At 60.6% G+C, this 881-nt stretch carries 1 protein-coding gene; it reads left to right on the forward strand.

Features of this window, described 5'->3' with window-relative positions; genetic code table 11:
* The first annotated feature begins 61 nt into the window (after positions 1–61).
* On the forward strand, positions 62–826 hold the full coding sequence (locus tag L6963_RS11680; protein WP_001389365.1) for an IS6-like element IS6100 family transposase: 765 nt from the start codon (positions 62–64) through the stop codon (positions 824–826).
* Positions 827–881 lie beyond the last annotated feature (55 nt).

Consider the following 881-nt stretch of genomic DNA (forward strand, 5'->3'; position numbering starts at 1 on the left):
GGCTCTGTTGCAAAAATCGTGAAGCTTGAGCATGCTTGGCGGAGATTGGACGGACGGAACGATGACGGATTTCAAGTGGCGCCATTTCCAGGGTGATGTGATCCTGTGGGCGGTGCGCTGGTATTGTCGCTATCCGATCAGCTATCGCGACCTTGAGGAAATGCTGGCGGAACGCGGCATTTCGGTCGACCATACGACGATCTATCGCTGGGTCCAGTGCTACGCCCCGGAGATGGAGAAGCGGCTGCGCTGGTTCTGGCGGCGTGGCTTTGATCCGAGCTGGCGCCTGGATGAAACCTACGTCAAGGTGCGGGGCAAGTGGACCTACCTGTACCGGGCAGTCGACAAGCGGGGCGACACGATCGATTTCTACCTGTCGCCGACCCGCAGCGCCAAGGCAGCGAAGCGGTTCCTGGGCAAGGCCCTGCGAGGCCTGAAGCACTGGGAAAAGCCTGCCACGCTCAATACCGACAAAGCGCCGAGCTATGGTGCAGCGATCACCGAATTGAAGCGCGAAGGAAAGCTGGACCGGGAGACGGCCCACCGGCAGGTGAAGTATCTCAATAACGTGATCGAGGCCGATCACGGAAAGCTCAAGATACTGATCAAGCCGGTGCGCGGTTTCAAATCGATCCCCACGGCCTATGCCACGATCAAGGGATTCGAAGTCATGCGAGCCCTGCGCAAAGGACAGGCTCGCCCCTGGTGCCTGCAGCCCGGCATCAGGGGCGAGGTGCGCCTTGTGGAGAGAGCTTTTGGCATTGGGCCCTCGGCGCTGACGGAGGCCATGGGCATGCTCAACCACCATTTCGCAGCAGCCGCCTGATCGGCGCAGAGCGACAGCCTACCTCTGACTGCCGCCAATCTTTGCAACAGAGCCG

The sequence above is a fragment of the Rothia nasimurium genome, assembly GCF_928392795.1.
GTDB classification, from domain to species: Bacteria; Actinomycetota; Actinomycetes; order Actinomycetales; family Micrococcaceae; genus Rothia; species Rothia nasimurium_F.